This is a genomic window from Limnobacter sp. SAORIC-580, assembly GCF_013004065.1.
Taxonomy (GTDB): domain Bacteria; phylum Pseudomonadota; class Gammaproteobacteria; order Burkholderiales; family Burkholderiaceae_B; genus Limnobacter; species Limnobacter profundi.
The window spans coordinates 2,410,997-2,436,263 of the sequence record NZ_CP053084.1 but is presented as its reverse complement, the minus strand read 5'-3'; the positions used below and the strand labels follow the sequence as shown (position 1 = coordinate 2,436,263).

Genomic DNA, 25,267 nt, shown 5'->3' with positions numbered 1-25,267 from the left:
CTTGCTGCAATGTTGCTGCTAGGTGTTGTTGCTTAGTGGTCGTGGCCGCAATCCGGACCATGCTTGTGTTCATGCGCATGCGAGTGCCCATGATCGTGACCATGCCCATGGTCGTGGTCACAGCAATCGTGGTGTTTCAGTTCTGGCACCACAATTTCCAGCATGGGTGCGGTCAGTGTGCTGAATTTCAACTCAAAATGCTCCAGCATGTGCATGCATTCATGGCTCGCCACAACACGCGCGCCTTTTTCATTTAATTGCACCGGCCAAAAGTTAAGGCCTGCCACATGCAGAAATTCTTCGAAGCCTTTCTGGCCGCGTATCACTTCAAACAGTTCTTCTTGAGCAGCAGCCACAATCGCCCATTCATTGGTGTTTGACACCAGTTTGTCGCCCACCTCTACGGTGTCGTGCAAGTGGCAAATCAGGGTACTGCCGTCGGTGGCTTTCACATCGTGGGGTACTTCCTGGCGTTCATCAAAAGTCAGTTCAATGGTTTTTGCATTGCGGAGCAATACGGCGGCCACCTTGTGGTTGGCCTTTACTACTTTGTTGTACACCACATCGTGGTTGTGGCCGCAATCCGGGCCGTGTTCATGATCGTGATCGTGTGAATGGTCTGCGCTCATGGCATGTCCTTTGAGGTTGTTTAGTCGCGGAAGTTTTCGAAACCCAAAGGTGTCTCAGTCACTTTCTGTTTCAGCAAGGCAATTGCACTTTGCAAATCATCGCGCTTTGCGCCTTGAATGCGCACAGTATCGCCTTGAATACTGGCCTGTACTTTCATTTTGCTGTCTTTGATTTCTTTCACAACCTGCTTGGCCAGGTCCTTGTCCAATCCGTTTTTAACCGTCACGGTTTGCTTGATCTTGTCGCCAGAGATCTTTTCTTTTTTGTCAAATGTCAGAAAGCGTACATCTACGTTGCGCTTTGCACATTTGTTGCGAATAATCTCGGCGACCTGCTCCAATTTGAAGTCATCGTCGGCATACACCATGATGGTGTTCTCGTTCAATTCAACTTTGGAATCAGACCCCTTGAAATCAAAGCGGGTACCAATTTCCTTGTTCACCTGATCGACCGCGTTGCGCAATTCGATCAAGTCTGGTTTGCAGACCACATCAAAAGACGGCATAGTTCATTCCTTCAAGCATAATGCCTCATTGTAATCGCTAGACCACTCCCTATGTCAGCCCTCACTGCCACCCACAGCGTTGATCTGCAACCCTTGCATACCTTTGGTTTACCAGCCCGTGCCCGCGAGTTGCGTTTATTGGGCGGTCAGTCCGATTTGCTGGCTTTTGCTCGCGCCCGGCAAGAAGGCCAGCCATTTTTGTTGCTGGGCGAGGGCAGCAACACAGTGTTTACCAGCCCACTGGTGGACGCAACGGTTTGGAAAGTTGCCTTGAAAGGGCGACGGTATTTGGGTTGCGACGGTGTTTGTCACCATGTGCGGGTATGGGCTGGCGAAAACTGGCACCAAACAGTCGAGTGGACTGTGGCCATGGGCTGGGGCGGGCTGGAAAACCTCGCTCTGATTCCCGGTTGTGTGGGTGCAAGCCCTGTTCAGAATATTGGAGCCTACGGCGTTGAACTCAAGGACCGCGTTTCAGCGGTGCACGCATTTGATCTGGATGTTCAAAAGGAATGCATTTTCAATCTGGATGAATGCGAGTTTGCATACCGTGACAGTATTTTCAAGCATGCTGCGCAGGGTCGGTATGTGATCACGGCAGTAGATTTTGCCTTACCCGTGCAGTGGCAGCCTGTGTTGGGGTATGGGGATGTGGCTCAGCGTGTGGCTGAATTGGGATCAGTGACCCCCGTGAATCTGTTGAAAGCGGTAAGTGCCATACGTACACAAAAGCTGCCAGACCCAGCCGTATTGGGTAACAGCGGCAGTTTTTTCAAGAATCCGATTGTTGGCGCTGCACAAGCCAAGGCCCTTGTTCAGCGGTTTCCAAATTTGGTTAATTACCCAGCAGATCATGGCCAGGTGAAGTTAGCTGCCGGGTGGTTGATCGAACAATGTGGTTTGAAGGGGCATGTGCTGGGTGGTGTAGGTGTTTACAGCAGGCAAGCCCTGATTCTGGTGAACTTGGGGCAGGGAAGTGGCAGTGACTTGTTGCAACTGGTTCAGCATGTGCAATCCAGTGTTCAGCGCAAGTACGGTGTGTTAATTGAGCCAGAGCCCAATTTGATCCCGGGCTTCTCAGAGGCGACCACACCAGGCACATGATCATTGATAAAAAAGCCGTTGAGCTTTGGTGAAATTGGCAAATTTCCGGTAAATGTGAGCAGGGAAGCTATTTCGCTTGGGGCACTCAGCGCCAGTTTGCCGTTGATATGCAGGTTGAAATTGCCAGACCGATGAATTGTGTCGCCGTCAGTCACCTTGTTGACCAAACCATGAATTAGCACATCGTCATTGCCAATTTTGATTCTCAGTTTGTTGAAAAATTCGGTTTCCCTGCTTGGGTAAAATTGCTGGTGTTCGAGATACCCGAAGTTTTCTTTTACATAGCTGCCGGAGACAAAGACAGCTTTTACCCCGGACTGAGGATTTTCGATTCGTGTGCCTTTGCTCCAGGAGTATTCTTCTTTGATCCTCATGTTTTTGGTGTTGGATTGCTCGAATTCAGTGGTTCGCACCAGTTTCCCATCCAGAACAATATCAAAGTCGAGTGTGGCTCTTTTTTTCTGACTCGCATGGGGAAAGCTGAGTTTCAGGTTTTTCGCGAATTTCTCTAACTTGCGAATATCTTTGTTATTTTGTTTGTCGACTTTTCTGGACTGAATGAAGGTGCCGCTCACCAGCGCCCCCATGTCGTTTCCCAGTCCATCGGTTTTTTGAATGAAGCAGGAATTCATTTCCAGTTTCATGGCCTCATGAAGAGATTCAGCATTGCGCACCGGTGTAACCAGCTCAGCTTTTACTTTGTCGTGACAACCGTCGAAATACATGGATACTGCTGATTTGCGCATGTCCCAAATTGGCAAGGGTTCCGAGATTCGGGCAGATACTTGATCAAACACATGCACCAAATTGAAAATGGATTGAAGTTTCAGCGATTCGACTCGTCTTGATTCAATGAGCAGTTGATTCGAATCAGGCTCAAGTCCCGCCACAACGGCTTTTTCGCTGGTTACGCTGTTGCCAAATGCATCTTGAATCACTACATCATATTCATCAGGGTCAATTTTCTTTTCCACTGAGGCAATTTCGAAACTTTGCTGTGTTGCGCCGGCTATGGGCACGCGGTTTAGCCGCCATTGAATTGATTTGACTGGTCCCTTGATCAATACTGACAACGTGACCGGTTTTCCGATTTCAGCCATCACAGAGTTGGGGTGTGCGGCAAAACCAAGGTCAGCAAAATGTGTCACAGCCGCAGCTGTAGTTGAGGTGACAGTCAAGCCGAATGCAATCAGAATGGCGGAAAACATCAGTTTTTTGAAGTGCATATGCGCTTTTGAATTAAGAACCCTACTTCAGCTGAGTGGCCCTTGCTCCAGCAATGTTCCATTCAAGGTCAAATTCGCAGGCATAAAAAAACCGCCACCTTGTGGGTGGCGGTTTTCAAACCTGATTCACGACAAGTGAATCGCTCAGCCGCGTTTTAGTTTGGCATTGGCTGCAATTCGCATGCGCAGGGCATTCAATTTGATGAAACCACCTGCGTCGGCCTGGTTGTAAGCGCCACCGTCTTCGTCAAAGGTTGCAATATTCTGGTCAAACAGTGAATCTGTTTTTGAATCACGGGCCACCACAATCACATTGCCTTTGTACAATTTCACGCGTACCCAGCCATTCACAGTATTTTGAGTGTGGTCGATCAGGGTTTGCAGAGCCACACGTTCTGGTGCCCACCAGTAGCCGTTGTATATCATGCTGGCGTAGCGGGGCATCAAATCGTCTTTCAGGTGGGCCACTTCACGGTCCAAGGTAATTGATTCAATGGCGCGGTGCGCCTTCAGCATAATGGTACCGCCGGGCGTTTCATAGCAGCCGCGGCTCTTCATGCCCACGTAGCGGTTTTCCACCAGGTCAAGGCGGCCGATCCCGTGTTTGCCACCCAATCGGTTCAGCTCGGTCAGCACGGTTGCGGGGCTCATTTTCTTGCCATTCAGTGCAACAATATCGCCTTTTTCGTATTCAATGTCCAAGTACTCGGCTTCATCGGGTGCCGCTTCGGGGCTGACCGTCCAGCGCCACATGGCCTCTTCGGCTTCCGCACTGGGGTTCTCCAGATGACGGCCTTCAAAGCTGATGTGAAGCAGGTTGGCGTCCATGGAATAGGGCGCTCCGCCCTTCTTGTGCTTCATGTCGATTTCAATACCCGCGTCTTCGGCGTACTTCAGAAGCTTTTCGCGGCTCAGCAAATCCCATTCGCGCCACGGGGCGATGATTTTCACGCCAGGCATCAGTGCGTAAGCGCCCAGCTCAAAACGAACCTGGTCATTGCCCTTGCCTGTTGCGCCGTGTGAAATGGCATCTGCGCCGGTTTCACGCGCAATATCGATTAGTCGTTTGGCGATCAAGGGGCGGGCAATCGACGTGCCTAGCAAGTATTCACCCTCATACACGGTGTTGGCGCGGAACATGGGGAACACGAAATCGCGTACGAATTCCTCACGTACGTCGTCAATATAAATATTCTCGGGCTTGATACCGAACTTCAGTGCTTTTTGGCGCGCGGGTTCAAGTTCTTCACCCTGACCCAGGTCGGCAGTGAAGGTCACTATTTCGCAACCATAGGTGTCTTGCAGCCATTTCAGGATGACTGAGGTGTCCAAACCGCCGGAATAGGCGAGTACTACTTTGTTGATGTCGCTCATGGTTCTCGATTCAAAAAGGGTTGTTAAAGGTCCGCTTACTTGCGGCCCAACAAAAGGAATTCCATCAGGGCTTTTTGCGTGTGCAGGCGGTTCTCCGCCTCGTCCCACACCACGCTTTTCGGTCCGTCAATCACTTCGGCCGCCACTTCCTCGCCACGGTGGGCGGGCAGGCAATGCATGAACAGGGCCTCCGGGTTGGCCACATCCATCATCTCGGTGTCTACCTGAAAATCGGCAAACGCGCGGCGGCGCGCTTTGTTTTCATTCTCGAAGCCCATGCTGGTCCAAACATCGGTGGTCACCAGGTTAGCGCCTTTGCAGGCGTCCATTGGGTCTTCAAACCACTCGTGGTGAGTACCCTTGATATTGGTTTTCGCGGGGTCGATGTTGTAGTCGCTGGGCGTCGAAATATTTACTTTGAAATCCAGCAATTCTGCTGCTTGCAACCAAGTGGCGCACATGTTGTTACCATCGCCTACCCAGGCCACTGTTTTGCCTTGAATGCTGCCGCGGTGTTCAATGAATGTAAAAATGTCCGCCAAAATTTGGCAAGGGTGGTATTCATTGGTCAAGCCATTGATGACCGGTACTCGGCTGTTGGCCGCAAAGCGCTCAATAATTTCCTGCTCGTAGGTACGAATCATCACGATGTCGCACATGCGTGAAATAACCTGTGCCGCATCCTCAACTGGCTCACCGCGACCCAATTGCGAATCTTTGGTGTTCAGGTAAATGGCTGAACCGCCCAACTGGTGCATGCCCGCTTCAAAGCTAAGCCGTGTGCGTGTGGATGCCTTCTCGAAAATCATGACCAAGGTACGGTCTTGCAGCGGGTAGTAGGGCTCGTAACGCTTGAACCTCGCTTTCACATCGCGAGACGACTGCATCAAGTAATCGAACTCGTCTTTGCTGATATCGTTGAACTGCAAAAAATGTTTGATAGGCATTTTTGTAGACCGGCTTGCCTGGCAGGCCGGCTCCTCCTTATGCGGATTGTTCAAGAAACGCTTTAATTAAAGGGGCCAATTCCATGGCCAGCGTCTCTGCTTCTTCTCTTTTAATCACCAGTGGCGGCAACAGGCGCACCACATTGTCTCGGGTCACGTTAATGATCAAACCTTTGTCGCGCGCAATCGCAACCAGTTCGCCACAAGGCTTCCACAATTCAATACCCACCATGAGGCCGCGGCCGCGAATATCTTTTACGCCAGCAATGCCAGCCAGCTCACGCGACAAAATGGCCCGAATGAGCTGTCCCATTTGCTCGGCATGCGCCAGCAAACCCTCTTCTTCCATGATTTCAATGGTTGCCAAGGCAGCCGCTGACACCAAGGGGCCGCCACCGAATGTGGTGCCATGGGTTCCAGGTGTAAATACGCCTGCGGCAGGGCCCCAGGCCAGGCACGCGCCAATTGGCACGCCCGAACCCAAACCCTTGGCCAAGGTGATTACATCGGGCTGAATGCCTGCATGCTGGTAACCAAACCACTTGCCAGTGCGGCCAATACCACTTTGCACTTCGTCGATCATCAACAGCCAGCCTTTGGCGGTACACAACTTGCGCAGAGCCTGTAAATACTCGGTATCGGCCACATTGATACCGCCTTCGCCCTGCAAAACTTCCAGTAGAACGGCCTGGATTTCGGGGTTGTCGTCTGCCGCCTGTTCAATTGCTGCGAAGTTTTTGTAGGGTACGCGTACAAACCCGCTCGGCAGGTCGCCAAACCCAATCTTGGCCTTGGGGCTATCCGTGGCAGCCAGCGTGGCCAAGGTACGGCCGTGCCAGGCGCGTTCCATCACAATAATCTTTGCGTTTTCAATGCCCTTCTTGTGACCAAAATATTTGGCCAGTTTGATGGCCGCCTCGTTCGCTTCAGCGCCCGAGTTGCAAAAGAAAGCCTCATCCATGCCTGAAATTTCGCACAGGCGATCAGCAAGATTTGATTGCTCAACCACGCCGTACAAATTCGAGGTGTGAATCAGTTTGCCCGCCTGCTCGGAAATGGCTTTCACCAGCTTGGGGTGATTGTGGCCCAAACCATTCACTGCGATACCGGACAAGCCATCCAGATACCTTTTGCCATCAGTTGACCACATCCAGGCGCCATCACCATGAGTGAAAGCAATGGGTTGGCGGGCGTAAGTTTTCATTAAGTGGTCTGTCACGTTAAAACTCTCTATCAGCAGTGTTCAGGCAAAACGCGGATTCTAAAAACAAACGCAGCCAATCGGTCGACGTGCGGCTGCGTTGTGCAAAGCGAAATTGTACGACGAATCAAGGCTTAAGGGCTAGTCTTGCCGGTGAGCCCGAGTCCTAAATTCATCCAGATCAGAGGGCAAGTGCTTGGCTCTGAGGTATTCATGGGCAACTACCGACAAGCATTCGTAGCTTGGCAGAGGGAAAGTTCTGCCCGAGGTTCGGATATTGTCGATTTTCATGGAGTCGACGTTGTCTCGACTCATCAGTGGCTCACCAGGTGCCAGTTCCATCAAAAACGCTTGAGCCTTCGCAGCAACGTCAGGAATACCAAATACCAGCGGGTTTTTTCCAACAGCGCGGGCTGAAAGCTTAACTAACTCTTTCAAGGTGAAAATCTCGGTACCCACCAAATCATAGGTGTTGTGCAGGGTGTCTTTGCCTTGATCTTCCACACATGCAAACACGGCTTTGGCCACATCACTGACCGAAACTGGCTGGAAGCGTGCATCAGCACCGGCCAATGGAATGAAGGGCGCGATCTTTGCAAGTGAGGCGAATGTATTCAGAAACTTGTCCTCACGACCAAACACCACCGAGGGGCGAAGAATTGTCCAGGCCAGTCCGCTGTCTTTGACCACAGCTTCGCCATCGGTTTTGGAGCGCAGGTACATGGACGGCGCCGGGTTTTGTACACCGACACCCAATGCGCTGATGTGAACAATTCGTTTGGCGCCATGCTTGGACATAGCGGTGCACAAGGCTTTGGGGAATTCAACATGGTTGACCCGAAAGTTTTGGCCGTAAGGTTTGCCCGGTTTGCTGTGTAGCACACCAAGCAAATTCACGACAATGTCTTGCCCCGACACAAGGCGACCCAGTGTGGCGCGATCATGAATATTTGCTTCAATAATTTGGCATGTTGGCAGGGTCAGCAGATGCTTTGCCCTGTCATAGCGGCGCGTGGGCACGGTAATTCGGTAACCGGCTTTGGCCAGTTGATTACAAACGGCTTGGCCCAGAAACCCCGAACCACCGATCACCAATACGTTTTTTGTTTTACTCATAGAAACAGCATTCACCTGATTACTTGGATCCGTAGATGATACCCAGTCTTTGTTTCAAAGGGATCGAGGCATTGTTCAACAGCAAGGAATAAGCCACGGTGTTGGACATTACGTTCTTTACGTAACCGCGTGTTTCGTCAAACGGGATCAATTCCGCAAAAATAGCCCCTTCAATCTTCCGGTCGCCCAGGCGACGTTTCCACAGGGCAGGGCGGCTTGGGCCCGCGTTGTAACCCGCAGAAGCAAGCACAGGTGATTGGTCATGCTGCTCAAATACCATTTTCAGGTAGCTGGTGCCCAAAGTCAGGTTGGTCTCAATTTCGGTAATGTCAGCAGGCTTGAAGTCGGACATGCCGATTTTCTTCGCCACATACTTGGCTGTAGCGGGCATGACTTGCATTAAGCCACTGGCTCCTACGCCAGAACGCGCAATGGTCACAAAGCGCGATTCCTGGCGAATCAAGCCGTATACCCAGGATTCATCCACGCCAATTTCCCTGGTTTTCGCCCGCATGTTCTCGCGGAATGGCGTCAGGTACCTTAAACCCAAGTCGTGTTCAATCTCGGTTCTGTCTGCTGCTGCAATTGCCCGGTCGTAGAGTTGATTGCGTTCAGCCCAAGTCGCGGCAGCGAGCAACTGCCTGTCGTTCATTTGTGCAACTTGTAGATTGAATTCCCAGAAACCCTCGGTGCGCAGGCCCGCATCGTAAAGTGCGAGTGCACGCAACAATCCCGGGTGTTTTTTTGCCCAGTCCAACTCGGCTGCGCTTAACAATTCGGGGCGCTTCGGGGCCGTGACTGAGTCGCCTAGTTCTTCATGGGCCAGTTTTCCGTAGAAAGAGAATGGGCTGCTGGCTTTGACCCATTCTTGTCGTGCTTCAACCAACTTGCCTGACTGGGCCAGTGAACGTCCTCGCCAATAGGTCCAAGCCCTGTCCTCCTTCACATTCGGACTCATCTCGTTGGAAGCCTGGAGCACTGCATTCCAGTCCTCAAGAAGCAGCGCCGAGCGCACCTTCCACTCTTGTTGTTCCTGGCTCATTACTTCAGGTTTGCTGCGCTTGAAGTAAGTGAGTGCGTTTCTGTCCCAGACCAGACCGGCACGGTAGCCCACATGCGCCCAAAGCCATTGTTCAGAGCTGGGTGAAAGTTTGCCCTGATAATTTTCAGTCATTTGTCGCGCAACACGCTCATAGTCTTCCACTGCTTTTCTGGCCAGCGCGCCAGTCAAGTAGAGGTCTGTGTCGGCTTTTTGACCTGACGATTTCAGATATTTGTCAGGATTGAAAATCGCCTCGCGCAGCGCAGTGCTGCTGATCGTCTTTCCCCAAGCGGTGTCTTCGAATTCGTCAACAAACTTGACTGCGTTGGTCAGCTGGTTGGATGCCACCATTTGCAGCACATGTCGATCCAGGTCTTGCGCACTTACACCGCCCAGTTTGTACAGGTTTTTCAAAAGAACCCGACATGTTTTAGGCAGGCGTTTATCAAAACTCACCACAGCATCCAGTTTGTATCTCACCAACTGTCCCTGCTCTGCGGCGTACATCAAGTCAGCACACTCAACACCCTGGTCTGGGCGGTAGCGCAAGTGTTGTCGCTGCTCTGCAAAATCAGTCCACTGCGCCGTGCGTGCCAGTTGCTCAAGCCAGTCCCGTCTCAATGTTTCGGTTGGCCAGCTGTTGTCATGTTTGTTCAGCAGGGGCAGAATTTCTGACTTGTTCCACACCACTTCTCGATCGGGAAATTGTTTCTCCACCCCCTTCTGAAAAAAGCGAAACTGCCAGACGTCCACGTAGGGTCTGAATATGCTTTTTTGCGGCAATTCAGAAACCAAGCGGTTAAACTTGTCGTATGCGCCATCTGCATAGGCAGATTTGATCTGTTTGATTAACTCTGCATCCGTCTCTTTGTTGGCCAAAGCGGGTTGAAATGCCATAGCACCCAAGGCAAGCAAAGGTAGCGATACCCAACGTGAAATGTGGTGAGAAATTGTCATTGTTCCTGTCATGAAAAAATCATTGCGGCAAACTGCCATGGCTTATCGAAATCGGCTTCAGCCCGAAGAAATCAACTCGCTTAGCCAAGAAATTTCGGCATCTCTGATAACTCTACTCCAAACATTCCAGCCTTGCACTGTGGGTCTGTTCTATCCCACACGCGGCGAGCCGAATGTACTCGCCATCATGAATAATTTGGCGCTCAAAGGCTTTCGGTGGGCCTTGCCGGTGTGTTGTGAGTCGCCAACAGGCCCATTCTTGAAATTTGCGCAGTTTGCGCCAGACATGGAAATGGAGCTTGGCCGATACAATATTCCAGTTCCAAAATCCAAATCCTGGGTTCAGCCCGAAGTGTTGCTTGTTCCTTGTCTTGCTTTCCACCGAGCGGGAGCTCGTCTCGGATATGGCGCAGGTTGGTATGATCGAACCTTGAGTCAAATGCCTGCCAAGCCAGTCACTGTTGGTGTGGCTTATGCTATTACCGAAACCAAAGATAACTTCTCAGAACAACACGACGAGTTACTCGATTATTTGCTCACTGAGCGAGAGTTTATTTTCACTCGCTCAGGCGCTTCTTAATAACCGATTTGATCCAGAATGGACAAGGTCGGCTGCGCGTTGTTCATGGTGTAGAAGTGCAGTCCGGGTGCGCCTTCCCTGATTAGTTGTTCACACAGGTTCGAGACAACTTCCAGTCCGAATGCTCGAATCGACTCGCGATCATCGCCGAAATGTTGCAGGCGGTTGCGCATCCATCGCGGAATTTCCGCACCACATGCATCTGAAAAACGAGCAAGCTGACTGAAATTGGTCACAGGCATGATGCCAGGAATCAGCGGAATCGAAATGCGGTGTTGCACTTGATCCCGGAAGTACAAAAATGCATCCAGATTGAAAAAATACTGGGTAATGGCAGAGTTTGCGCCGCAATTGACTTTGTGTACGAAAGCGTCCACATCGGCTGCCGGGCTTTTTGCTTGCGGGTGGGTTTCGGGATAGGCAGCAACTTCAATAAAAAAGTGATCGCCTGTTTCCTGTCGAATAAATTCAACCAACTCGCTCGCATATCGAAACGAACCCGTTTCCAACATGCCCGAGGGCAAGTCACCGCGAAGCGCAACAATACGCTTGATTCCGTGTTCTTTGTACTGCTTTAGCAGTGCCGCGACTTTTTCCTTGGAAGATCCAACACATGACAAATGCGGTGCTGCTTCTTCACCAGCCGCCTTGATTTCAAGCACAGTGGACAGTGTTCCGTCTTGGGTTGTCCCGCCGGCCCCAAATGTCACGGAAAAAAACTCTGGCTTTCTTTCGGACAGTTTTTCACGCGTGGCGCGCAACTTCTCTGCACCTTCGTCTGTTTTCGCGGGGAAAAATTCAAAGCTGATATTCATCATGGTGTATTCATTCACAGAGTTAGTGGTTGGTCGCAACATCGATACTTTTCGTCGCGTACACAAAATATTCCTGATTGCCGTCGCCACCTTTCAACTCGCACTGGAAAAAATCTTTCACAGTCAAGTCGAGTTGGGCGCAGCAAGTCTTTATATCGTTCTCTAGTTGTTCGATCAGGTCATCGAGATTTTTCACCAAACCATTTTTACCGATGTTTTCCGGCCCAACTTCAAATTGAGGTTTAACCAGAAACAAACCTTCACACCTTGCAGGCATCAGCTTTGCAATATTGGGCAACACCTTGCGCAGAGAGATGAAGCTCAAATCCGCCACCGCAATGTCAAATGGCATGAATTCTGGTTTCAGCGCGGCAATGTCCTTTTCGAGATCACCTGCATTGACTTTGTACAGGTTGATCCCCTCCAGGGCCATCACAGCGTGGTGTCCTCTCAAACGAGGGTGTAACTGTTCCCGCCCAACGTCAATACCCACGACACTCGATGCACCTTTCTGAAGTAGGCAGTCAGTGAAGCCGCCAGTGGATTGTCCCAAGTCGATGCAACGCCTTGCGTGAACTTCAATCTTGGTGGCTTCAAGTGCGTGGTGTAATTTCAATCCACCACGGGATACAAAACTGGGTGCATCGCAGTCAATCAATTCAAGAGTCATGAATGGCTCGATCTGCTGCGATGCTTTTTTTACAACAACAGGTGCCTGAACTACACCGTTGCGCACTTGCACTTTTCCTTGTTCGATCAATATTTGTGCCTGCGCCCGTGAGGGACACAGGCCTTTTTCAACCAAGGCAAGGTCAGCGCGCAAAGGTAGCTCTTTCCCTAATTAATAGCGGTAGTGGTCTGGCTTGTAAGGGCCGTCTTGCTTCACGCCAATGTAGCTTGCTTGCGATGGGCTCAGCTCTGTCAGCTGGGCACCAATTTTCATCAGGTGCAGGCGGGCCACTTTTTCGTCCAGGTGCTTGGGCAACACATACACGCCCACTGGATACTTCTCGTTTTGCGTCCACAGCTCGATTTGTGCAATGGTTTGATTGGCAAAGCTGGAGGACATCACGAACGAGGGGTGACCAGTGCCGCAGCCCAGGTTCACCAAACGGCCTTCAGCCAACATGATGATGCGCTTGCCATCGGGGAAAATAATGTGATCAACCTGTGGCTTGATGTTTTCCCACTGGTACTTCTTCACGCTGGCAATGTCGATTTCGTTGTCAAAGTGACCAATGTTACAAACAATGGCTTGGTCCTTCATTTTCACCATGTGGTCATGGGTAATGATGTCTTTGTTACCTGTGGCCGTCACGAAAATATCTGCCTTGTCAGCAGCGTAGTCCATGGTCACCACACGGTAGCCTTCCATTGCTGCTTGCAGTGCGCAAATTGGGTCAATTTCAGTAACCCAAACCTGGGCTGACAGGGCGCGCAATGCCTGTGCAGAACCCTTGCCCACATCGCCGTAACCGGCAACAACAGCCACTTTACCGGCGATCATTACGTCTGTAGCACGCTTGATACCGTCAACCAGCGATTCACGGCAGCCATACAGATTGTCGAATTTCGACTTGGTTACTGAATCGTTCACGTTGATTGCAGGGAAGGCCAATTCGCCCTTCTTGTGCATTTCATACAAGCGGTGAACACCAGTTGTAGTTTCTTCAGTCACGCCCTTGATCTCTTTCAGGCGTGTTGAATACCAGGTTGGGTCTGTTTTCAGCGTTTTCTTGATTGACTCGAACAGGCAAATTTCTTCTTCGCTGCCAGGGTTGTTCAGTACGCTGATGTCTTTTTCTGCCTTGGTACCCAAGTGCAGCAACATGGTCGCATCGCCACCATCGTCCAGAATCATGTTGGAATAACCACCGTCTGCCCATTCGAAAATGCGGTGTGTGAAATTCCAGTAATCAGTCAGTGATTCGCCCTTGAACGCAAACACAGGAATACCAGCGGCTGCGATTGCTGCGGCTGCATGGTCTTGTGTTGAATAAATGTTGCAAGAGGCCCAACGCACTTCTGCGCCCAGTGCTGCTAGGGTTTCAATCAGCACCGCTGTTTGAATGGTCATGTGCAGTGAACCGGTGATGCGGGCGCCTTTCAAAGGCTGGGATGCAGCAAATTCCTTGCGAATGGCCATCAAGCCAGGCATTTCGGTTTCTGCAATTGCGATTTCTTTGCGGCCAAAGTCGGCCAGGTTGATATCGGCTACGAAAAAATCGTTCTCGCCGGTAGCGGTGATTGGTTTTGCAATGGCGTTCATCACGCCCTCCTTTTTAAAGTTCATAAAGAAAGAAGCGTGAGCGCCGTTGTTTATTTCTTGTTCAAGCCTAGCACCCCAAAAAAGCATGGGTGTGTCGCAACGCTCCTCGAACGGCATAAATTGTAACAGGGTTGGCTCAGGAAGACCAAGCGGTATTCATGCTCGCATCTTCCTGATCAGCCTGCGTTTCCCGTCAAACGCCCGCAGCGGCCTTCAAAGCCTCCGCCTTGTCTGTGCGTTCCCAGCTGAATTCTGGTTCTTCGCGACCAAAGTGTCCGTACGCTGCCGTTTTTGCATAAATCGGGCGCAGCAAATCCAGCATTTGTACAATACCCTTGGGGCGCAGGTCGAAGTGAGCGCTCACCAATTCGGTAATTGCACTGTCTTCAATTTTTCCGGTGCCGAAGGTGTTCACCATAATTGAAGTAGGACGTGCCACACCGATTGCGTAGCTGACCTGGACCAAACACTTCTCGGCGAGGCCCGCCGCAACAATGTTCTTTGCCACGTAACGGCCTGCATAGGCCGCGGAACGGTCCACCTTGGAAGGATCCTTGCCCGAAAATGCACCACCACCGTGTGGAGCCGCGCCGCCATAGGTGTCAACAATAATTTTTCGACCTGTCAAGCCACAGTCACCCTGAGGGCCGCCAATCACAAAGCGTCCTGTTGGGTTTACCAAAAAGTTGATATTTCCTTTCACCAGTTCCTTGGGCAGTACCGGCTTGATCACCTCTTCAATTACTGCTTCGCGCAGGGTCGCCAGCTCGATATCCGGTGAATGCTGGGTTGAAAGCACTACGGTGTCGATACAGAAAGGTTTTCCGTCCACATACTTGATCGTCACTTGTGATTTTGCATCCGGACGCAGCCAAGGCAGGCGGCCATCCTTGCGAAGCAGGCTCTGGCGTTGAACCAGTTGGTGTGAAAGGCTGATGGCCAATGGCATCAATTCGCGGGTTTCATTCACTGCGTAACCAAACATCAAACCTTGGTCACCAGCGCCTTGGTCCAGGTCATTGTCGTGCGCTTTGTCTACACCTTGGGCAATGTCTGGACTTTGGCGGTCGTAGCACACCATCACCGCACAGCTTTTATAATCGATGCCGAAATCGCCGTTGTCGTAGCCAATTTTTTTCAGTGTTTCGCGGGCTACGTCGATGTAGTTCACCTGGGCGGTGGTCGTGATCTCGCCAGCCATTACCACCAAACCCGTGTTGGTTAGCGTTTCAGCAGCTACCCGTGCGGTGGGGTCTTGTTCGAGAATTGCATCTAAAACCGCGTCAGAAATTTGGTCGGCGACCTTGTCTGGGTGGCCTTCCGAGACAGACTCAGAAGTGAAGAAAAATTCGTTAGACATTAAAAAAGCTCCAAATAAACAAGGGGTTATTACGGCCGCCATGTTCGTTTGAAGCCCGGCGACGCTTTAGCAGATTTGTTTTAGTTCGCCCCGCAAGTTGTCATTTAACTCAGCGAACTTGGGAAATATACAACATTTGGGGACGAAGGCAAAGCACGTACTGGTTACAATCTGCCCCATGATCAAAAATTTGTTCAAAGCACTGTCGGTTTTCCCTTTGTCGGTTCTCCATGCGCTGGGTGCGTGTTTGGGATGGTCTGTCTATGGTTTGTCGGCCAGCTATCGTCGCAAAATTGAAATCCACTCCAAAATTGCCTTTCCGGATAACGAATCGGCACGTCTCGCTGCTGTGAAGGGTTCAGTCCAGCATGCCGGAATGGCGCTGCTGGAGCTTCCTTTTCTTTGGGGCTTGTCTACGCAGCAGGGCGCGGCTCGATGCACCGACATTACCGGCTGGGATGTTGTGGAAAGGGCTCAAACCAAGGGGAAAGGCATTATTTTCCTCACACCGCACATGGGGAGTTTTGAATCAACCGCCCAAGTATTCTCAACTCGTGCACCCATCACTGTGTTGTATCGACCCAATCGCAAGGCGGAACTTCAAAACATTATTGAAGACAGCCGTGCGCGCGACAACGTCGCTCTGGCTCCCACCACGCTTGGGGGTGTGAAAATCTTGCTCAAGGCGCTAAAGCGAGGAGAAGCTGTTGGAATGTTGCCTGATCAAGTTCCAGCGCAGGGAGAGGGTGTTTGGGCGCCCATGTTTGGTCAACCTGCATACACCATGACCTTGCCGGGCCGACTCCACCACGCGACCGGCGCATCGATTGTTTTGGCAATCGGTTACAGAAAGCCGGGTGGAGAAGGTTTTAAGCTTGAGTTGTATCAAGGCCCCGAATCGCTCAGTGCGGACCCCGTTGAGGCGGCCACTCAAGTGAATGCGGCCATGGAAAAGCTCATTCTGATGCACCCTGAGCAGTATTATTGGGGCTATGAACGTTACAAATCTCCAAAAGGTCAACATGGCCAGCAAGGGCAATCGTGACTCAATTTCTGATCTCAATGTGGTTTGCACTTGCGCGGCTACCATTTTTTGCTTATCGACTTATTTCCTCATCAATCTCGATGTTATTGGCCATGTTGTTGTTCGCCCTAGCGCGTGAGCGTCGAATGGTCGCACTCACCAACCTTTCCTTGTGTTTTCCTGATTCGTCCATTTTCCAGCGCATCCGTTGGGCCATGGCTCACATCTACTTTTACCTGCGTACTTTTCTGGACAGGGCTTGGCTGTGGTCAGGCAATCAAAAGGTGGTGCGTGATCGGGTGCGAATTGAGAACCCGGAAGGCTTGGCTATTCTTGACTCGGCGTCTCCAACTATCTTTCTGGCCCCACATTTTCTTGGGCTCGATGCCGCGTGGAGTCGTCTGTGTCTTGAAATCGACATGGTCACCATGTATTCAAACCAAAAGAATCCCGTGTTGAATTCGTTGATATTGCAAGGACGCTCAAAGTTTGGCGATCAACTACTGTTGTCTCGCCAACAGGGCGTGCGTCCATTGCTGGCCGCGATGAAAAAGGGGCGTCCTTTGTACTATTTGCCCGACATGGATTTCGGTGAGCGCGACTCTGTATTTGTTGACTTTTTTGGAGTCAAAGCTGCCACGGTCACCGCGGTGGCCCGATTGTCCCGGCTACTTCAGGCGCAAGTCGTACCGGTTACCACCAAATACAGCAAGGGTCGATACAGCATTCATATTCATGCACCGTTGCCCAACTTTCCATTGGACGACGACGCTGAATCAACGCAGCTGATGAATCATCACATCGAGTCTTGGGTGAAAGACAACATTCCGCAATACTTGTGGTTGCACAAGCGGTTCAAAACCCGCCCGGCCGGCGAGTCCAGAATATACTGATACTTCAAATCAATACACCACGGTCTTTGGCAAAGCGACGATGGCAACTTTGAATACACTCAAGTTCACCAAAATGCACGGTGCGGGCAACGATTTCGTTGTACTGGACAACTGCGCGGGTCAACTAGACCTCAGCCCCGGGCTGATCAAGCGGCTTGCCGACCGCCATTTTGGCGTCGGCGCTGACCAGATTCTTATCGTCGAGTCTTCCGACCTTGCCGATTTCAAGTACCGAATTTTCAATGCAGATGGTCAAGAAGTTCAGCAGTGTGGCAATGGCGCACGCTGTTTTGCACAATATGTGTTCGACAAAGGGTTGACCCAGAAAAATCAGATTACCGTTGAAACTCTTGCTGGCATCATTCAGCCCGAGTTGATCAAACACAATTGGGTCAAAGTGAATATGGGACCTGCGCAGCTTAATCCCGGCAAGGTACCGTTCATTGCGGAGGGCCTTTCCAGTCGCAAGGTAGGTGGCCTGACACAATACAAACTCCCAGTTGACTCGGGTTCTGATCTGGAAGAGTTGTGGGTTGGCGTCGCTTCTATGGGTAACCCCCACGTCGTTATTCTCTTGGATCAAACAGCCTCCGATGATTTGGTTCAGCGCTTGGGCGCCACACTCGAATCACACCCCCGTTTTCCTGAAAGGGTTAACGTGGGCTTTCTTCATATCGTAGACCGCAGTCGGGTTCATCTCCGCGTGTATGAGCGTGGGGTAGGCGAAACCCTCGCTTGTGGAACTGGGGCATGTGCAGCTGCCGTCGTAGGTATGAAAATGGGACTAATCGCCGAGCGCGTAGACGTTGTCAAAGCCGGTGGAACCCTCACCATTGAGTGGAGTGGGCAGCAGGACAGTGATGTCTTCATGACAGGTCCAGCACAAACAGTTTTCGAAGGAGAGTTTTACTTATGACTGACGAGGCCGTCCAGGTTGCCGATTTTCTGAAAGCACACCCTGATTTTTTGATCAAGAATCCAGGAATTCTCGCTTTTATCAAACTGCCAGAGCAAAGCACAGGGAATGTGGCATCGCTGCATGAGCGTCAAGTTCAAACCATGCGCGAAAAGGTTAAGTCTCTTGAGCACCGGGTGGTCGAAATGACGCACGCAGCTGTCGAGAATCAAGCGATTATTGACAACCTTCAATCGATTACCCGCACTTTGCTCACAGTCAAAAACGCAAGTGACTTGCCCACTGTCTTGGTCGAGGCAATCAAGAAAAAATTTGTGGTTCCCATAGTTCGTTTGCAACTGTGGGGCGAGGACAATTCTGAAGCCCACGATTCTGACAAAACGCTCATCGATAGTATGAAGAATCTTTACTGCGGATTTGCCGAGAATGCACCGACACTCTCGGTTTTTGAAGGCGAAGATGTGGTTCCACGTTCAGTGGTATTGATCCCTTTGCGTGTCGGCGCCAGTCCGGTAACCTTCGGTTGTCTGGGATTTGGTTCTCCTGACAAAGACCGCTTCTCGCCAACCCTGGAAACTGATTTTTTGAATACTCTGGCTGAAACCGCATGCGCCGCGCTGAGCAGACTCCAGAACACGCAATCCTGATTCAAAGGTATCTGGACTTTCTGCGGCTGGAGCGGCGTTACAGCGACAACTCCGTAAAGGCCGCTCAGCGTGACTTGTTGTTGATCATCAATCCACCACAGCAAGTCACCCCCACAGCACTTAAATCAATTCTTGCTCAGCGCCATGCAAACGGTGCTGCACCTGCCAGCCTGGCACGTGTGGCCTCAAGCTGGCGGGGGTTTTTCAAATATTTACTGAACAACAGTGTTATTGAAATTGATCCCACGTTGGGGCTGAAAACTCCCAAACTACCCAGGTCCCTGCCCAAGGCAGTGGGAGTTGACGCCTTGGCTGCATTGCTTGCTCTGCCGCTTCCGCAGGAATTCCGTTTCGCGCAGGCCCATGTACTGATTGAATTGCTGTATTGCACAGGGCTGCGAATCAGCGAGGCCTTGATGCTTCGAGCCGAAGCCTTGAATGGATCTACAGAATTGAGGGTTATCGGTAAGGGGAACAAGGCCCGAATTGTGCCTGTGGTCGACACATTGCAGGCTCGTCTCAGGGAGTTTGTTGAGCCCCGCCAACGTCACTTGCTCAAACATGGAAGAGGGCAAGAGACCTCCCTGTTCGTGTCTGCCAAAGGGCAAGCGTTGACTGTCAGGCAAGCACAGCGAGATATCGCAAACCATGCTGCAAATTGCGGTTTGGGACAACATTTACACCCCCACATGTTGCGTCACTCATTTGGAAGTCATTTGTTGCAAGGCACTCAAAATCTGAGGGCCGTTCAGGAATTGTTGGGGCATGCTTCGATCGCGTCTACGCAGGTCTACACAGCTCTGGATTTTGACCACCTTTCCACCGTGTACGACAATGCTTTTCCGCGAGCCAAATAAAAGTCCTTCAGCTTTTATAGCGCAGAAAGCAAACGTGTTGCCGCCAAACCCAAAGTCTCATCGCCTTGACGTGTCATTTTTGCGGCAATCAGTCGGTTGAGCATCTTTGCCGTGTTGTGTGTTGGGTCATTGGCGCTGAATTTTTCTCGAGCCTGAATCATCGATTCAATCACGTAATCAGCGTTGTTTCCTGCATTCTCTTTGGCATACAGAATGGCTACGGTGTCAGCGAACAGCTCTTGTTTGTAAACCATCTCTGGTTTCGGGCCAAAACCCCCTGTGTTTTGAATCCCTCTGAACTCGTCTTCATCCACCTCGTAGTTGGCCACGAAAGAGCGGCTTTCCCGAAAGCAGTGTCCCATCTCGTGGGCCACTGATGCAGCGATAATTTGCTGCCAGTGGGCGCGATTGGATTCGTTCAAGAATCGCCCCCACTGCGCCCATGCCGTCTCATTTGTATTCACAATGACTACGCATTTTCCGTTGGCATAAGCCAAGGCGCCCAGTGGTGTGGGTTCGGGACGTTCCGTCACGATCAGGGAGGGTTTGGTTCGCATTTCCACCTCCAGTTCCGTCATGACTTCCCTGGCAATCTGTTCAACTTGGTGTGCGGGCAATTGCGTCTGGTCAATTGAACCAAAACCCAAACCCAGAGAGAGAAGAAATGACAACATTGCTGAATCCAAGCGTTAAACCTGAATTCAGTTTCTGTCTTTCCATTGAGTTTCCTTTTGATGAAAAAAGCCTTATAAATCAGGCTTTTCGTTCAAAGTAGGAGTCTGCAAACCACGCCATGTAAGAACTTCCTTTACAAGTTCCCTGCCGTCAAGAAGTTGTGCTTGCCACTTGATCGCATGGGTTTGTAGTTCTGGCAAATGCGGCAAAAGATTAATCCAGGCTTTGCCAAAATCTACCGTTGTATCAATACAGTTCCAGGCCAGCCAGCAGTTCCAAAGCGCCAATCTACAATCTGCACCAAGCCCGCTTGCATACAGATCGTAAAAGCAGGCAAGTTTCGCGGTGTGTGCATCGTCTTCGGTCGGGTAAATTTGCCAAATGAATGGTTTTCCCGCCAGTTGAGCTCTCACAAATGAGTCTTCTCCCCTCACAAACAACACATCATATTGCGCCAACAACTCATCAAATTCACTTTGTGCGACGAAGGGAATCAGGCGGGCGCAATCCTCTGGTCCGGGTGCTAAAACATTCCCTGTCAGTCCAATTTTTATTGCGTATTCCGGGGTGTTAATTGAATTACAGAGATCAATCAGCTTTCGAATAGGTGCGTTTGGATAGGCGAAAACGAAAACATTCAGACCCGTATTGTTTGTTGCTTGCTGTTTTCCAGCCAGGCGAGCAGGGTAGTCGCAATGAATCAGTCCCCCGGTTTTGTCGGTAAAGCCGGGATAAAAAAAGGTGGTAACGTGCCCAGTGATTGGGTCTGTTGATGTGTTCAGGTGAAAGCTTTCAATCCATTTTTCAGACGAAAGATAGTCAATCAGCAACCAAGGGGTGCGGGGAAAACGGCTTTTCAGCGCTAGATCAAAGCGGAATGCAGTTTGCCCACTTGAAGTTCCGAATGGCTCCAGAATCAGATCTGGCGTTTGTCGATACTCGGTTTCGATGTTCGTCTTGACCGCATCGATTAGCCTGAGGTTATCGTAGACCGAGTGCGGATACAGCGCCTTAAAAGTGGCTGGCTCATCGTGAAACAAATCCACGCAATGGCCCTTCGCAGCCAGTGCTTTCGCCAAGCGAAGGGAAAAGCCAGCATCACCGAAATTATCGATTACCTTGCAAACAATGCCAATGTGCATAGAGCCTCAAACCGGAAAATACAAAGGGCCCCAAGTGGGGCCCCATGTTTTCCATCTCAAATGGAGTAATCACTTCACGCGTGCGCGGTATTCTGCAGTGCGAGTGTCAATCTCAATCTTGTCGCCAATTTCAACGAAAGCGGGCACCTGAATTTCAAAGCTGGTGGGCTTAATACGGGCTGCTTTCATGATCTTGCCCGATGTGTCTCCACGTACGGCTGGTTCTGTGTACTCAACTTCACGCACCAAGCTGGTTGGCAATTCCACAGAAAGTGCCTTGCCGTCGTAGAACACCACTTCGCATTCCATGCCGTCGTCCAGATAGTTCAAAGCGTCGCCCATGTTTTCGGCTTCTACCTCGTACTGGTTGTAATCCGCATCCATAAACACATACATAGGGTCCGCAAAGTAGGAGTAAGTCACTTCCTTGCGTTCCAGCACCAACAGTTCGAACTTCTCGTCCGCTTTGTAAACGCTTTCCATACCTGCACCGGTCAGCAGGTTTTTCATTTTCATTTTTACAACGGCGGCGTTGCGGCCTGATTTGTTGTATTCGGTTTTCAAAACCACCATGGGGTCTTTGCCAACCATAACCACGTTGCCTAGGCGAACTTCTTGTGCTGTTTTCATGAGTTTGATGAGGATTTAAAATTTAAGCCCCGTATTGTACTCGAAGTGTTTGTTGGCACAATACATCTTCGCGTGTGAATTCAGGGCATTTTTGAGGGGTTGAAGGGTAATAAAGCCTTTTAATTCAGACTGTTTTCGATGTGTTCCTGTTTAACACCGGGCTTGGGTCTACTTCTATATAGGAGCCAACGGCCAAGTCTGTCGGCAATTCGTAAGGGCCGACCACTCGTCGGTGCAGTGCCTCAACATGATTGCCAACAGCAGCCACCATTCGTTTAACCTGATGATACTTCCCTGTAGTAATGCCCAATTCCAGCCTCCCGTTGCCCAGTAAGTTGGCTTTGCTGGCATAAATGATCTCAGGCTCATCATCCAGGTCCACACCTTCCAGCAAGCGTTGCAACTGCAACTCTGTGAATGGGCGCGCGCCGGTCACCTCATAGATTTTCTCCACCTCCTGTTTGGTGCCCACCTTCCCACTTATCAGTCGATGAATAAACTGACCGTCATCTGAAAACAGCAAAAGTCCAGTGGTGTCCACATCCAATCGGCCAGCGGCCTGCAGGCCGCGCTTTATATAGTGCTTTGGCAATAAATCAAATACCGAGGGGTTGTGGCTAGGCAAGTGAGAAGTCTCATAGCCAGCAGGTTTGTGCATCAGCACATACTTGTGCTGGGTGATTTCGAAGCTTTTTCCGTCAATTAACAGGGTGTCTCCCAAAGAAATTTCATCGATTTCAGGGTCGATCTGAATTCCGTCGCGAAAAATCTCAGAATTCCAGAAAATATTTTCACATTCACGACGACTGCCAAGTCCTTGTGATTGCAGTATTTTTACGCTCGGTCTAACTTTCATGTAAGGATTCTTTGAATTTATTTGCCAAAAGTGTTTGACAGGTGGAAAGATGATGTGCATAATCTCGTTTCTCTGCTGCACGACAAGCAGCACGAAACGAAGCAAACAAGCGGTTCTCCAAGGTTTTAAGTAAGCTTGAAGAGCAGCAAGGTTAGCAGAAATTTCGAAGCGATCTTTAACAAGTTAACAGCCGATAAGTGTGGGCACTGACCAGATGGGTTTAAGGTTTGTTCTTTTCTCAAAAAGAATGACTTTGAATCACGATTCAGAGTTAGTGCTCACGGAATAAAGTAAATGAATGTGAAAGCTGTCAAGGCTTTTATAAACATCTACTCCGTCGAGTTTAGTAAATTTTGCAGAGATTAAACTGAAGAGTTTGATCCTGGCTCAGATTGAACGCTGGCGGCATGCCTTACACATGCAAGTCGAACGGTAACAGGTCTTCGGATGCTGACGAGTGGCGAACGGGTGAGTAATACATCGGAACGTGCCCAGTAATGGGGGATAGCTCGGCGAAAGCCGGATTAATACCGCATACGCCCTGAGGGGGAAAGTGGGGGACCGCAAGGCCTCACGTTATTGGAGCGGCCGATGGCTGATTAGCTAGTTGGTAGGGTAAAGGCCTACCAAGGCGACGATCAGTAGCTGGTCTGAGAGGACGATCAGCCACACTGGGACTGAGACACGGCCCAGACTCCTACGGGAGGCAGCAGTGGGGAATTTTGGACAATGGGGGAAACCCTGATCCAGCAATGCCGCGTGTGCGAAGAAGGCCTTCGGGTTGTAAAGCACTTTTGTCAGGGAAGAAATCCTTTGGGCTAATACCCTAGGGGGATGACGGTACCTGAAGAATAAGCACCGGCTAACTACGTGCCAGCAGCCGCGGTAATACGTAGGGTGCAAGCGTTAATCGGAATTACTGGGCGTAAAGCGTGCGCAGGCGGTTGTGTAAGACAGGTGTGAAATCCCCGGGCTTAACCTGGGAATTGCATTTGTGACTGCACGACTAGAGTGTGTCAGAGGGGGGTGGAATTCCACGTGTAGCAGTGAAATGCGTAGATATGTGGAGGAACACCAATGGCGAAGGCAGCCCCCTGGGATAACACTGACGCTCATGCACGAAAGCGTGGGGAGCAAACAGGATTAGATACCCTGGTAGTCCACGCCCTAAACGATGTCAACTAGTTGTTGGGGATTTACTTCCTTGGTAACGTAGCTAACGCGTGAAGTTGACCGCCTGGGGAGTACGGCCGCAAGGTTAAAACTCAAAGGAATTGACGGGGACCCGCACAAGCGGTGGATGATGTGGATTAATTCGATGCAACGCGAAAAACCTTACCTACCCTTGACATGGCAGGAACTTTCCAGAGATGGATTGGTGCTCGAAAGAGAACCTGCACACAGGTGCTGCATGGCTGTCGTCAGCTCGTGTCGTGAGATGTTGGGTTAAGTCCCGCAACGAGCGCAACCCTTGTCATTAGTTGCTACGAAAGGGCACTCTAATGAGACTGCCGGTGACAAACCGGAGGAAGGTGGGGATGACGTCAAGTCCTCATGGCCCTTATGGGTAGGGCTTCACACGTCATACAATGGTCGGTACAGAGGGTTGCCAAGCCGCGAGGTGGAGCCAATCCCAGAAAACCGATCGTAGTCCGGATCGCAGTCTGCAACTCGACTGCGTGAAGTCGGAATCGCTAGTAATCGCGGATCAGAATGCCGCGGTGAATACGTTCCCGGGTCTTGTACACACCGCCCGTCACACCATGGGAGTGGGTTCTACCAGAAGTGGCTAGTCTAACCGCAAGGAGGACGGTCACCACGGTAGGATTCATGACTGGGGTGAAGTCGTAACAAGGTAGCCGTATCGGAAGGTGCGGCTGGATCACCTCCTTTCTAGAGAAAGAGAAGTAGATTCAAGTCTTGAATTTGTTTGGTTTTAGTGCTCACACTTATCGGTTTGTTTAGACGCGAAGATACAAGCAGCAAGAAGAGAGGGCCTTTAAGTGCGGAACGAAAGAACTGTCTAGAGGTCAGGGCCCTGGGGCTGAAAAGTTTACGGGGTCTGTAGCTCAGTTGGTTAGAGCACCGTCTTGATAAGGCGGGGGTCGATGGTTCGAGCCCATCCAGACCCACCATTGGTTTGAAGTTGTTGTAAAACACCTGGGGGTGTAGCTCAGCTGGGAGAGCACCTGCTTTGCAAGCAGGGGGTCATCGGTTCGATCCCGTTCACCTCCACCAAGTTTTAGTGCTGCAAGAAACGTGAAGTTTGTATCGAGTGTTTGAATAAATGGTCTTTGAATAAAAGATTGGCTGTTAGCGGTTAGGCAAGGGATGCAGGAGTTTGCATCGGTTTGCGGTCAAATGAATAAGCGCGTGGTGCTGGGCACTGGGGTGTTTATTCATTTGGCTGTAAGAGTCGCCAGGTCTTCAGGATCTGGACTTGTTCTTTAACAATTTGGAAATGATGAGATATCGAGATAGATACTCCTTTTAACGAAGGT

23 protein-coding genes, 2 tRNA genes, 1 rRNA gene and 1 riboswitch are annotated in these 25,267 nt (G+C 50.7%); of the genes, 10 read left to right on the top strand and 16 right to left on the bottom strand.

Annotated features, from left to right (window positions below):
* Nucleotides 1–32 precede the first annotated feature (32 nt).
* A complete protein-coding gene (locus tag HKT17_RS11415; protein WP_171100178.1) occupies nucleotides 33–629 on the bottom strand; it encodes an urease accessory protein UreE in 597 nt (198 codons plus the stop codon).
* Between the two features lie 20 nt (nucleotides 630–649).
* Nucleotides 650–1,135 carry a YajQ family cyclic di-GMP-binding protein gene (locus HKT17_RS11410; protein WP_105027003.1) on the bottom strand — a complete coding sequence of 162 codons (486 nt, stop codon included), beginning with the start codon at nucleotides 1,133–1,135 and terminating at the stop codon, nucleotides 650–652.
* Nucleotides 1,136–1,186: 51 nt separating this feature from the next.
* Between HKT17_RS11410 and murB the strand changes: the two genes are divergently transcribed.
* Nucleotides 1,187–2,239, top strand: coding sequence for a UDP-N-acetylmuramate dehydrogenase (murB, locus tag HKT17_RS11405; protein ID WP_171100175.1), 1,053 nt, complete (start codon nucleotides 1,187–1,189; stop codon nucleotides 2,237–2,239).
* Here murB and HKT17_RS11400 read toward each other — a convergent pair.
* From HKT17_RS11400 to HKT17_RS11375, 6 genes are all read right to left on the bottom strand, one after another.
* Nucleotides 2,158–3,447 carry a hypothetical protein gene (locus HKT17_RS11400; protein WP_205882426.1) on the bottom strand — a complete coding sequence of 430 codons (1,290 nt, stop codon included), beginning with the start codon at nucleotides 3,445–3,447 and terminating at the stop codon, nucleotides 2,158–2,160. The two genes, murB and HKT17_RS11400, sit on opposite strands and share 82 nt — an antisense overlap.
* A 162-nt stretch (nucleotides 3,448–3,609) precedes the next feature.
* The gene (locus HKT17_RS11395; RefSeq protein ID WP_105027000.1) at nucleotides 3,610–4,839 is read right to left on the bottom strand and encodes an argininosuccinate synthase; all 1,230 of its coding nucleotides are present in this window, start codon (nucleotides 4,837–4,839) and stop codon (nucleotides 3,610–3,612) included.
* 35 nt (nucleotides 4,840–4,874) lie between these two features.
* The gene (gene argF, locus HKT17_RS11390; protein WP_171100171.1) at nucleotides 4,875–5,786 is read right to left on the bottom strand and encodes an ornithine carbamoyltransferase; all 912 of its coding nucleotides are present in this window, start codon (nucleotides 5,784–5,786) and stop codon (nucleotides 4,875–4,877) included.
* Nucleotides 5,787–5,823: 37 nt separating this feature from the next.
* Nucleotides 5,824–7,005: an aspartate aminotransferase family protein gene (locus HKT17_RS11385; RefSeq protein WP_371815385.1), complete on the bottom strand. Its 1,182-nt coding sequence runs from the start codon at nucleotides 7,003–7,005 to the stop codon at nucleotides 5,824–5,826.
* A 123-nt stretch (nucleotides 7,006–7,128) separates the two neighbouring features.
* Nucleotides 7,129–8,103 (bottom strand): complex I NDUFA9 subunit family protein, encoded by a 975-nt coding sequence (locus HKT17_RS11380; RefSeq protein WP_105026998.1) that lies wholly within the window; start codon nucleotides 8,101–8,103, stop codon nucleotides 7,129–7,131.
* A 19-nt stretch (nucleotides 8,104–8,122) separates the two neighbouring features.
* A complete protein-coding gene (locus HKT17_RS11375; protein ID WP_171100168.1) occupies nucleotides 8,123–10,114 on the bottom strand; it encodes a lytic transglycosylase domain-containing protein in 1,992 nt (663 codons plus the stop codon).
* On the opposite strand from HKT17_RS11375, the gene HKT17_RS11370 reads away from it, so the two are divergent.
* Nucleotides 10,113–10,682: a 5-formyltetrahydrofolate cyclo-ligase gene (locus tag HKT17_RS11370; protein ID WP_171100166.1), complete on the top strand. Its 570-nt coding sequence runs from the start codon at nucleotides 10,113–10,115 to the stop codon at nucleotides 10,680–10,682. The two genes, HKT17_RS11375 and HKT17_RS11370, sit on opposite strands and share 2 nt — an antisense overlap.
* Here the strand turns inward: HKT17_RS11370 and metF are convergent.
* The 4 genes from metF to metK form a co-directional block, all read right to left on the bottom strand.
* Nucleotides 10,679–11,500 carry a methylenetetrahydrofolate reductase [NAD(P)H] gene (gene metF / locus HKT17_RS11365; protein WP_168426784.1) on the bottom strand — a complete coding sequence of 274 codons (822 nt, stop codon included), beginning with the start codon at nucleotides 11,498–11,500 and terminating at the stop codon, nucleotides 10,679–10,681. The two genes, HKT17_RS11370 and metF, sit on opposite strands and share 4 nt — an antisense overlap.
* A 19-nt stretch (nucleotides 11,501–11,519) precedes the next feature.
* Nucleotides 11,520–12,320 (bottom strand): TlyA family RNA methyltransferase, encoded by an 801-nt coding sequence (locus tag HKT17_RS11360; RefSeq protein WP_171100163.1) that lies wholly within the window; start codon nucleotides 12,318–12,320, stop codon nucleotides 11,520–11,522.
* An 18-nt stretch (nucleotides 12,321–12,338) separates the two neighbouring features.
* On the bottom strand, nucleotides 12,339–13,766 hold the full coding sequence (gene ahcY, locus HKT17_RS11355) for an adenosylhomocysteinase (RefSeq protein WP_008252645.1): 1,428 nt from the start codon (nucleotides 13,764–13,766) through the stop codon (nucleotides 12,339–12,341).
* A 31-nt stretch (nucleotides 13,767–13,797) separates the two neighbouring features.
* Nucleotides 13,798–13,880: riboswitch (S-adenosyl-L-homocysteine riboswitch) on the bottom strand.
* 79 nt (nucleotides 13,881–13,959) lie between these two features.
* Nucleotides 13,960–15,126 (bottom strand): methionine adenosyltransferase, encoded by a 1,167-nt coding sequence (metK, locus tag HKT17_RS11350; RefSeq protein ID WP_171100161.1) that lies wholly within the window; start codon nucleotides 15,124–15,126, stop codon nucleotides 13,960–13,962.
* Nucleotides 15,127–15,304: 178 nt separating this feature from the next.
* Between metK and HKT17_RS11345 the strand changes: the two genes are divergently transcribed.
* From HKT17_RS11345 to HKT17_RS11325, 5 genes are read left to right on the top strand one after another with little or no spacing between them, the layout of a single operon-like run.
* Complete coding sequence (locus HKT17_RS11345) at nucleotides 15,305–16,171, top strand: lysophospholipid acyltransferase family protein (RefSeq protein ID WP_171100159.1); 867 nt, start codon at nucleotides 15,305–15,307, stop codon at nucleotides 16,169–16,171.
* A gap of 17 nt (nucleotides 16,172–16,188) precedes the next feature.
* Nucleotides 16,189–17,043: a lysophospholipid acyltransferase family protein gene (locus tag HKT17_RS11340; RefSeq protein ID WP_205882425.1), complete on the top strand. Its 855-nt coding sequence runs from the start codon at nucleotides 16,189–16,191 to the stop codon at nucleotides 17,041–17,043.
* A gap of 40 nt (nucleotides 17,044–17,083) precedes the next feature.
* Complete coding sequence (gene dapF, locus HKT17_RS11335) at nucleotides 17,084–17,959, top strand: diaminopimelate epimerase (protein WP_171100155.1); 876 nt, start codon at nucleotides 17,084–17,086, stop codon at nucleotides 17,957–17,959.
* A complete protein-coding gene (locus HKT17_RS11330; protein WP_171100153.1) occupies nucleotides 17,956–18,606 on the top strand; it encodes a DUF484 family protein in 651 nt (216 codons plus the stop codon). Before dapF ends, HKT17_RS11330 begins: the two co-directional genes overlap by 4 nt.
* Nucleotides 18,567–19,463, top strand: coding sequence for a tyrosine-type recombinase/integrase (locus HKT17_RS11325; RefSeq protein WP_171100151.1), 897 nt, complete (start codon nucleotides 18,567–18,569; stop codon nucleotides 19,461–19,463). Before HKT17_RS11330 ends, HKT17_RS11325 begins: the two co-directional genes overlap by 40 nt.
* A gap of 14 nt (nucleotides 19,464–19,477) precedes the next feature.
* Here the strand turns inward: HKT17_RS11325 and HKT17_RS11320 are convergent, their stop codons facing one another.
* The 4 genes from HKT17_RS11320 to HKT17_RS11305 all read right to left on the bottom strand — a co-directional run bounded on the left by HKT17_RS11320 (nucleotide 19,478) and on the right by HKT17_RS11305 (nucleotide 22,871).
* Nucleotides 19,478–20,137, bottom strand: coding sequence for a hypothetical protein (locus HKT17_RS11320; protein ID WP_105026987.1), 660 nt, complete (start codon nucleotides 20,135–20,137; stop codon nucleotides 19,478–19,480).
* Nucleotides 20,138–20,209: 72 nt separating this feature from the next.
* Nucleotides 20,210–21,280 (bottom strand): elongation factor P maturation arginine rhamnosyltransferase EarP, encoded by a 1,071-nt coding sequence (gene earP / locus HKT17_RS11315; protein WP_171100149.1) that lies wholly within the window; start codon nucleotides 21,278–21,280, stop codon nucleotides 20,210–20,212.
* Between the two features lie 69 nt (nucleotides 21,281–21,349).
* Nucleotides 21,350–21,910, bottom strand: a complete 561-nt coding sequence (gene efp, locus HKT17_RS11310; RefSeq protein ID WP_105026985.1) for an elongation factor P — start codon at nucleotides 21,908–21,910, stop codon at nucleotides 21,350–21,352.
* 124 nt (nucleotides 21,911–22,034) lie between these two features.
* The gene (locus HKT17_RS11305) at nucleotides 22,035–22,871 is read right to left on the bottom strand and encodes a 16S rRNA pseudouridine(516) synthase (RefSeq protein ID WP_240965780.1); all 837 of its coding nucleotides are present in this window, start codon (nucleotides 22,869–22,871) and stop codon (nucleotides 22,035–22,037) included.
* A 259-nt stretch (nucleotides 22,872–23,130) separates the two neighbouring features.
* Between HKT17_RS11305 and HKT17_RS11300 the strand changes: the two genes are divergently transcribed.
* From HKT17_RS11300 to HKT17_RS11290, 3 genes are all read left to right on the top strand, one after another.
* Nucleotides 23,131–24,659, top strand: a 16S ribosomal RNA gene (locus HKT17_RS11300).
* 165 nt (nucleotides 24,660–24,824) lie between these two features.
* Nucleotides 24,825–24,901: transfer RNA gene (locus tag HKT17_RS11295), tRNA-Ile, on the top strand.
* Between the two features lie 27 nt (nucleotides 24,902–24,928).
* Nucleotides 24,929–25,004 (top strand) — tRNA-Ala (locus tag HKT17_RS11290).
* Nucleotides 25,005–25,267: the final 263 nt, after the last annotated feature.